This is a genomic window from Sphingomonas pollutisoli, assembly GCF_029167165.1.
Classification (GTDB): domain Bacteria; phylum Pseudomonadota; class Alphaproteobacteria; order Sphingomonadales; family Sphingomonadaceae; genus Sphingomonas; species Sphingomonas pollutisoli.
The window spans coordinates 1-386 of the sequence record NZ_JARFNJ010000063.1 but is presented as its reverse complement, the minus strand read 5'-3'; the positions used below and the strand labels follow the sequence as shown (position 1 = coordinate 386).

The window sequence follows — 386 nt, the reverse complement described above, 5'->3', positions numbered from 1 at the left end:
GCTTTAATGAAGTTATAAATAGCTCTCTTTAAAAATATATTCTTATTATTAAGCTTCTTATCACCATCTTTTAGCTTTACGGAAGGAAGAAGAATATTTCTGCTATATGTAGAATAAGATTTAAAACTTGTTTTACCAAAATCTTTATCCCCCACACGGGGATAAGAAGTCGGTCTATAAAGGTAAAGCCTCAATTTACCGTTAGAAAAAGAATGTTTAGTTGAGTTAGAAAAAGTACTAAACTTACGACTACCACCTATTCCTGCATCAGGGTTAGTAGCTCTATTTTTATTGTTTAGCTCGTTATAATCTTTTTTACGAACTCTCTGGTTAAACCTTTCAGCAGTTTCACTATCTTTTCTATTAAGTTCAGCCGCCACTTTTTC

The 386-nt window shown here is 32.1% G+C and carries 1 protein-coding gene; it reads right to left on the bottom strand.

What is annotated here, in order from left to right:
* Positions 1-386, bottom strand: a 386-nt coding sequence (locus PX554_RS26565; protein WP_275505048.1) for a hypothetical protein, incomplete at both ends; no start/stop codon positions are given.